This window comes from Succinimonas sp., from assembly GCF_045225735.1.
Taxonomy (GTDB): domain Bacteria; phylum Pseudomonadota; class Gammaproteobacteria; order Enterobacterales; family Succinivibrionaceae; genus Succinimonas.
Genome location: NZ_JBGVBR010000204.1, coordinates 1 through 7438, shown reverse-complemented (window position 1 = coordinate 7438; position 7438 = coordinate 1). Strand labels below are relative to the sequence as shown.

The following is a 7438-nucleotide window of genomic DNA, read 5'->3' as shown; positions in this document are numbered from 1 at the left end:
GACCAGCGAGTCCACCAAGCAGATCGCCGGGGTTATCGAGGAACTGCAGAAGACCATTGTGCAGGCCGTAAACATGATTGAGACCTGCGATGACGAAATGAACGCTTCTCTGGAGCAGTCCTCCCGGGCCAACAGCGCCATTGAGGAGATCATGGGCTGTATAACCACCATTGATGAAATGAGCACCCAGATTGTGGAATCCACCCACGAGCAGTCTCAGGCCATCACGGAGATCAGCAAGAACATTGTCCGCATCAGTTCTCTTTCCGATGAAAACGCCGGCAACATGGAGGTTATTAAGAAGTCCTGCGATGATCTGGACGACATTGCCGGGGTGCAGGCCGGCATTGTGAAGCGCTACCGGATTTAGCGCCGGCTTTTATGCAAGAATCCCGGACTAATCCGGGATTTTTTTATATGTCTGACAGTTCTTGCAGGAGAGATCCCGCGCCAGGCGACAAGATCCCCGAGATCAGACGCGCCTCATGCTTAAAAATGCCGGATGACTCCGCTTTCTGATAAGGACAGCCTGCCGGCGCCTCGGCGGGGAATACTTCGGACATAATCTTTTGTTCAGTTTTGCGGCCGCCTTTGCTAAGATAGGCGGGAATTTTTTATGCGGTATCTTACGGGACAGGTTCCCCTTCATGAATAAGAGGTGGTTATATGGATAAGCTCAGACTTGAAAAACGGACGCGAAGCTCCGGGGTTATTAATCTTCCCGGTTCCAAAAGCGTGTCAAACCGGGCTCTCCTGCTGGCAGCTCTGGCCTCCGGCACTACCAGAATCACCAATCTCCTCCGGAGCGATGATACCGAGAGAATGCTGGAATCCCTCCGGGCTCTGGGGGTACAGACAGAAATTCAGGATAATGGCACGGAATGCCTGGTAACCGGCCTTAGCAGCACCTTTAAGTCAGCTTCCCCGCTTAAGCTTTTTCTGGGCAATGCCGGCACGGCCATGAGACCTCTCGTGGCCGTGCTGTCAGCCTCGGAAGGAGAATTTGAAATGACCGGAGAGCCCCGGATGGAGGAGCGGCCTCTGGGGCCGCTTCTCACGGCTCTGCGGTCAGCCGGAGCTGATATCGCCTGCCTTAAAAATGAAGGCTACCCGCCGCTCCGGATCCGCGGGCGGAAGCTTTCCGGCGGCGTTCTGGAAATTGACGGCACGGTTTCCAGTCAGTTTATTACCGCAGTGCTTATGGCCGCTCCTCTGATGGAGCAGGCGGTAACCCTTAAAATCAGAGGAAACCTGATTTCCAAGCCTTACATCGACATTACCGTGGATCTCATGGAGAAATTCGGCGTCCAGGTGGAAAACCGTTCCTATCAGGAATTCCATATTCCCGCCGGACAGCATTACGTTTCACCAGGTGAGTTTCTGGTGGAGGGGGATGCCTCGGGGGCTTCGTACTTTCTGGCGATGGGTGCCATTGCGGGCTCCGTGCGGGTTACCGGTGTCGGCAGAGGGTCAGTGCAGGGCGATGTGGCCTTTACCAGAGTGCTGGAGGCCATGGGAGCTCAGGTTACCATGGGGGAGGGCTACATCGAATGCTCGCAGGCTCCGCTTCACGGTATTGACATGGACATGAACGATATCCCCGATGCAGCCATGACCGCAGTGCCGCTGGCGCTTTATGCCGATTCTCCCACGGTGATCCGCAATGTGGGATCCTGGCGGGTTAAGGAAACGGACCGGCTGGCGGCCATGGAAAATGAGCTTAAGAAGCTGGGGATAAAATGCGAAACCGGCCCGGACTGGATCCGCATCTGTCCCGGCCCCGTGATTTCCGGCGCGGCCATTGACACCTACAACGATCACCGCATGGCCATGTGCTTTTCTCTGGTGTCATTTTTGACGGACGTGGTGATTAATGATCCCAAATGCGTGGCAAAAACCTTCCCGGATTATTTTGAAAGGTTTTCGGAGATCGCAAGCTAGCGCCAGTACACTTTGGGGAACCCAACTTTAGGTTCCGGACATGGAAAGCAGCCACTAAAAAGCCCCTCAGGAGATTCTCCGGAGGGGCTTAATTCTGACATCTGAAAGCGCGTTTGCGCATCTCAAGGCGTGAATGGCGGAAGCCGTTACTCTTCTTCGTCCAGAACGGCCATCTTTTCCGACAGAAATCTCCGGAAATCCGCGCCGATTTTGGGATGGCGGGAGGCGTACTCGATATTGGCTTCCAGATAGCCCAGCTTGTTGCCGCAATCCCAGCTCCTGCCCTTGAGACAGTAGCCGGCGATCTTTTCCCGGCGGAGCAGAAGTCTCATAGTGTCGGTCAGCTGGAGTTCGCCGCCGGCTCCTATGGGGGTTTCCTGGAAGAGGGGCCAGATGGATCCCGAGAGCACATAGCGTCCCACTACCGCCATGTCGGAGGGGGCTTTTTCCGGCTCCGGCTTTTCCACCATATCGGTGATGGCGAAGCTGCTGCCCTGCGGGGCATGTTCCAGATTCTGCGCCGAGGCCACGATGCCGTAGCTCTTGGTATGCTCATGGGGCACTCTTTCCACCATGATCTGGCTTATGCCGGTTTTCTCGAAGTTCTGCACCATTTCAGCCAGATTGTCCCGGCGGGGATCTGCTCTGAATTCATCAATAAGCACATCCGGCAGGAGAATGGCAAAGGGGGCGTCATCCACCAGAGGGCGGGCGCAGAGGATGGCATCGGCCAGTCCCCGGGCTTCTCCCTGTCTCACATGCATGATGGTGGCGTCTCTGGGGATAATGCTCTGGATCTCCTGAAGAAGCTGCCTTTTAACACGCTTCTCCAAAGTTGCCTCCAGTTCGAAGGACTTGTCAAAATGGTTTTCAATGGCATTCTTGGAGGAGTGGGTTACCAGAACAATATCTTTGATGCCCGCGGCCACGGCTTCATTGACCACGTACTGAATAAGAGGCTTATCCACAATGGGCAGCATTTCCTTGGGGATGGCCTTGGTAGCCGGAAGCATGCGGGTGCCCAGTCCGGCCACGGGAATAATCGCTTTTTTTATTTTCATCAGAAAGAGCTTCCATTCATTTTTGCGGTGATCTTAAGCGGCTTGACAATGCCGGTGCCTTCCCGGTAAACCCCCTCCAGCCAGTAGGGATCCTGAGCGGCCCATTCTTTGGCATCCTCAAGAGAATCAAAGCTGGCAATAATGGCGGAACCGGTAAAACCGTGTTCTCCGGGATCCTCGGCATCAACGGCCGGATTAGGTCCGGCTAACAGGAGGCGGTTTTCGGAAATCAGCTTCTGAAGCCGGGCCAGATGAGCCGGTCTGGCCTGAGTTCTTTTGGCGAGGGAGTTTTCAATATCCTCGGCATAGATTAAGTACCACATGGGCATCTCCTTTATTAAAGGCGAAAGAATATTTTCCTGTCAGGGGAGAAGTATAAACTATATTCCCCGCCGGGGCGCAGATAATTATGCTTCCTCCGGCAGGCATGATTATTTTTTCTTATGGTCTGGGTCATTATCGGATGAATCCCCGGCCGCAGCGCCGTTCCGGGGCAGCTTTTTCCCGGTCATGCTTTCCATCAGGTTTTCCAGCTGCTGTTTTTCAAAAGGGGTTAATTTGCTGTACATCCAAAAGAAAAGAACCATGACGAAGACGAAATTCAGAATGCCGTTTCCGTAGGTTTTATAGTTTACCCAGATCTCTTCGGCGGCTTCCGGAGTCATGCCGCTTATGAGATCCGGCAGCCGGAAGGCCAGAACGTAGTTAAGGACGGCGCAGCACACCAGAAAACCGGCGGCAGCCAGGGTGGCCTTTTTCCAGACAGCCTGCGGAATGGGGTTTTTAACACCGGAGAGCACTTGGGCAATGTCTTTTTTAAAGCCAAACTGAATCACAATGAGGGTCAGGGCCAAAATGATGTTTACTGCCGACACTCGGTATTTAATAAAATCCGTATTGTTAAAAATAATGGTGGGGAGCGCAAAAATCAGGAGGACTATGCTCAGGATTATCTGAAAGCGGCTCAGTACCCGGTATATGGCATAGTAGGTTCCCATGGCGACACCGGTGGATATGAGAAGAGCCCAGGTGGCCATGATAAGGTCGTTGCCGGCCAGCTTGTAGGTCAGAAAAAAGCACAGCACCGGCAGAAAATTAAGAAGGTTTTTCATAGAGGATTATTTCCTGAGTCCTTGATTGCTCCTGTTTGCCTCGGGGCAGTTAACAGCGGGTATCTGATTCCGGCTTCGGAGTTCGTTCTGAAGCTCTGCCTGCTGCCGCATTCCGGGCCTGAGATCAGGCCGTAAGTTTATCACAGAAAACCGCCCCTTGCAGCCCCGGCCGGATCTGCCGGAAAAGTCAGCAGAGGCTGTTGTTCAGAGACGGTCTTCATGTTTTAGTGCAGGCAATAGAGGTACGGGCGGATAATGGTACCATGGAGGCCGGTACGTTTGGATTCGGTAAACTTGTTACGGATTACAGGACTGCCATTTACACATAGTGTAGAATGCATAGCGGCATGGCATGGAGACCATTGAGAAAGAGCGGTATTGCGAAGGAACACGCCAAGAATAAGCAGGGATGATTGCCGCATGCCGTGTTTTCAGAATGCTGACGGATAAGTCAGAGTCTTTGTCTTTTTTGCGCGCAGTAACATCGGGAGACTCCGATATTCCCGGCAAATTAAAGAGGGCGGCCAAACTGTTATGAGGATTCTTAAAACGCTGTTTTCCCGGAAAATGCTGCTCCGGGGCTGGCTTCCTCTTACCCTTGCCGGAGCGGGGCTTCTGGCATGGTTTATCCATGACTCCATAAGCGAGCTTGATTACCGCATGATCGAGCAGCGATCCCGGGTGCTTTATGCCCGGGACGGGGCTGTGCTGGGCTATTCTCTCTCCTCCGACAATGACTCCTACCGCTTCTATACTAAGGAAGAGGAGGTCAGCCCGCTTTATCTTAAAATGCTTCTGGCCAGCGAGGATCGGAATTTCTACCAGCACTCAGGGGTGGATTTTCTGTCTCTCCTGCGGGCTCTTTCGGACAATGTGACCTCGGGGCGGATCACCTCCGGAGGCTCCACCCTGGCCATGCAGGTGGTAAAAAGGCTTACCGGACATAAAAGAACTTATGTGAATAAGCTTAAGGAGATTGTTCAGGCGATATACATCACCCGGAAATTCGGCCGGAAGCAGGTTCTGGAATGGTATCTCACTCTGGCTCCCTTCGGTGGCAATGTTGAGGGGGTGAAGGCAGCCTCTCTCCGCTGGTTTAACCATCTTCCCGACAAAATGACTCCGGCGGAGGCGGCTCTTCTGACGGCGCTCCCCCGGGCTCCGGAGCACATCAGACCGGATCGCAACTATCAGGCGGCGGTTTACTACATTAACGACGTTCTTAAAAGCGCCTATAACCGGGGCGTCCTTGATAACGATCTCTGGCGGGCCACCCTGGAGGACGACATTCCGGTGCGGCTCCATGCCATCAATCAGGAGGCCCGTACCCTGGCCACCTATGTTTTTCAGAACAATCCCGGCACGGATATTGAGACCTGGGTGGATCCCAAGGTGCAGAAAATCCTCCATAACGAGGCCCGGAATTTTCATGAAATCCATCAGGACGGCGCCGTGCTGTCCGCGGTGGTGCTGGATGCCGCCACCCACAGAGTTACGGGCATTCTGGGATCCTCGGACTTAAGAATCAGTCAGATGTGCCTCCCCTTTGCCAGAAGATCTCCGGGATCGGCTTTAAAGCCTTTTGCCTATGCGCTGGCCTTTCAGAATGGCCGGCTTCATCCCGGCACCATTCTCCATGACAATTCTCGGATCTACGGCTACTGGAAGCCCTCTAATTTCACCAATCTCTTTACCGGCAAAATCACCGCTGCCAGGGCTCTCACCATGTCCCTGAATCTTCCGGCTATCGAGGTGCTGGAGCTTACCGGCCCTTCCTATTTTGTGAATGCCGTAAACCGCGGGCGGAAACGGCTGTTTCTTAAGGATAATACCGCGGACTATTCGGTGATCCTGGGAAGCGGCAGCATCTCCCTTGTGGATCTTACCGAGCTCTATGCCATGCTGAACGAGGACGGGGTGATGGAGCATTATGCTCTTCTCCGGGACGAGGAGCGGGAACCTGCCTATCGCATGCTTTCCCGGGAGAGCGCCCGGGCGGTGTTTAATATTCTGAAGACGGCTCGTCGTCCTCCGAACGGCATCCACATGACCGAGGTTTCCTACAAGACCGGCACCTCCGGCAAATTTGTGGATGCCCTGGCTCTGGGCAGCATGGACAACTACACTGTGGGGGTGGCTATCAGATTTCCCGGAAACCGGGCCGGATATTATCAGTACTCAGGTTTTCAGGATGCAGCCCCGGCTTTGTTCAGCATTTTTAACGGTTTAAAGACCCTGGGCACAGAGACTATGGTTAAGGAAGATATTGAGAGCGAGCTTCTCAGGGATGCGGTGCCCGAGGCTCTCCGGGAAATCGTGGAGGAGAAGAAGGTTATCGACAAGAAGACCCTCAGGATCGATTTCCCGGCCAGCGGCGATACCATCCTGCCCGATGGCAGCGGCCTGGTGTTTATCAGGCATTCCGGCGGTTCCGGAAAGGTTTATTTCACGGTAAACAATGAGCAGACCGAACAGAATTATTTTAAGCCGGAGCATGAGGGCTATTACTCGGTAAGCATCCTGGACGACGAAGGGCGTTCTGACCGGGTTACCTTCAAGGTGGTGCTGGACGGAGAGCCTGAGAACGGGAACAAGACTCAGCCGGACAAATGAAGTCAGATCCGGGGGAATCCGGGAAGCAGGGCGGATTTTTGAAGCAGAGAACTCCGGAACCGCCATTTTCGACTTGCAACGCCGATTTTTCCCCGCAAAGCCTTATGGCTTTGCAGCATTGCCCTTTTTCAAATTAGCGGGTGCGAAACTTTGGTTTTCAGCCAGAATAGACAGGACATGCACCATTTTCGAGTTGCAACGCCGAATTTTTCCCGCAAAGCCTTATGGAGACTGGTTTTGCGGTCTTGCTCCTTTTCAAATTAGCGGGTGCGAAACTTTGGGGTTTTAGCCAGAATAGACAGGCATCCGCCATTTTCGAGTTGGAACGCCGAATTTTCGCCGCAAAGCCTTATAGAGTCTGGCTTGGCAGACTTGCTCTTTTTCAAATTAGCGGGTGCGAAACTTTGGGTTTTAGCCAGAATAGACAGGTATCTGCCATTTTCGAGTTGCCACGCCGAATTTTCGCCGCAAAGCCTTATGGAGACTGGCTTCGCAGCCTTGCACTTTTTCAAATTAGCGGGTGCGAAACTTGATGGTTAAGCCAAAGGTCAGGGCATCAGTCATTTTCGAGTTGCAACGCCGAATTTTTTTCGCACGAGGCAGTTTTAGGGGTAAAGGGGCAGTGCCCCTTTAATCATTAAACAGGAAGCGCCGCAGGCGTCTTCCCTTCTTAATTATTATTCCTGGGAACTTTAACGTTCTGTTTCTGCC

Annotated in this window: 6 protein-coding genes; 3 read left to right on the top strand and 3 right to left on the bottom strand. The window is 53.3% G+C overall.

The window, feature by feature from the left end; all coding sequences use genetic code 11:
- Together ACJROR_RS07095 and aroA are read left to right on the top strand one after the other, a co-directional pair.
- Window positions 1–370 (top strand): methyl-accepting chemotaxis protein (locus tag ACJROR_RS07095; protein WP_406546509.1); only part of this gene is annotated, 370 nt, incomplete at its 5' end.
- 296 nt (window positions 371–666) lie between these two features.
- Window positions 667–1941, top strand: a complete 1275-nt coding sequence (aroA, locus tag ACJROR_RS07090; protein WP_406546508.1) for a 3-phosphoshikimate 1-carboxyvinyltransferase — start codon at window positions 667–669, stop codon at window positions 1939–1941.
- 146 nt (window positions 1942–2087) lie between these two features.
- On the opposite strand, the gene galU is transcribed toward aroA, so the two are convergent.
- From galU to ACJROR_RS07075, 3 genes are all read right to left on the bottom strand, one after another.
- Window positions 2088–3002, bottom strand: coding sequence for a UTP--glucose-1-phosphate uridylyltransferase GalU (galU, locus tag ACJROR_RS07085; RefSeq protein ID WP_406042225.1), 915 nt, complete (start codon window positions 3000–3002; stop codon window positions 2088–2090).
- Window positions 3002–3325 (bottom strand): YciI family protein, encoded by a 324-nt coding sequence (locus tag ACJROR_RS07080; protein ID WP_406042223.1) that lies wholly within the window; start codon window positions 3323–3325, stop codon window positions 3002–3004. Before ACJROR_RS07080 ends, galU begins: the two co-directional genes overlap by 1 nt.
- 108 nt (window positions 3326–3433) lie before the next feature.
- The gene (locus ACJROR_RS07075) at window positions 3434–4114 is read right to left on the bottom strand and encodes an inner membrane-spanning protein YciB (protein ID WP_406042221.1); all 681 of its coding nucleotides are present in this window, start codon (window positions 4112–4114) and stop codon (window positions 3434–3436) included.
- Window positions 4115–4648: 534 nt separating this feature from the next.
- Between ACJROR_RS07075 and ACJROR_RS07070 the strand changes: the two genes are divergently transcribed.
- Entirely contained in the window at window positions 4649–6727 is a 2079-nt protein-coding gene (locus tag ACJROR_RS07070) for a transglycosylase domain-containing protein (RefSeq protein WP_406546507.1), read from the top strand.
- Window positions 6728–7438: the final 711 nt, after the last annotated feature.

Excerpts from the sequence above, each read along its gene's own strand:
- aroA (WP_406546508.1), top strand. The coding sequence starts at position 667 with ATGGATAAGCTCAGACTTGAAAAACGGACGCGAAGCTCCGGGGTTATT.
- galU (WP_406042225.1), bottom strand. The coding sequence starts at position 3,002 with ATGAAAATAAAAAAAGCGATTATTCCCGTGGCCGGACTGGGCACCCGC.
- ACJROR_RS07075 (WP_406042221.1), bottom strand. The coding sequence starts at position 4,114 with ATGAAAAACCTTCTTAATTTTCTGCCGGTGCTGTGCTTTTTTCTGACC.
- ACJROR_RS07080 (WP_406042223.1), bottom strand. The coding sequence starts at position 3,325 with ATGTGGTACTTAATCTATGCCGAGGATATTGAAAACTCCCTCGCCAAA.
- ACJROR_RS07070 (WP_406546507.1), top strand. The coding sequence starts at position 4,649 with ATGAGGATTCTTAAAACGCTGTTTTCCCGGAAAATGCTGCTCCGGGGC.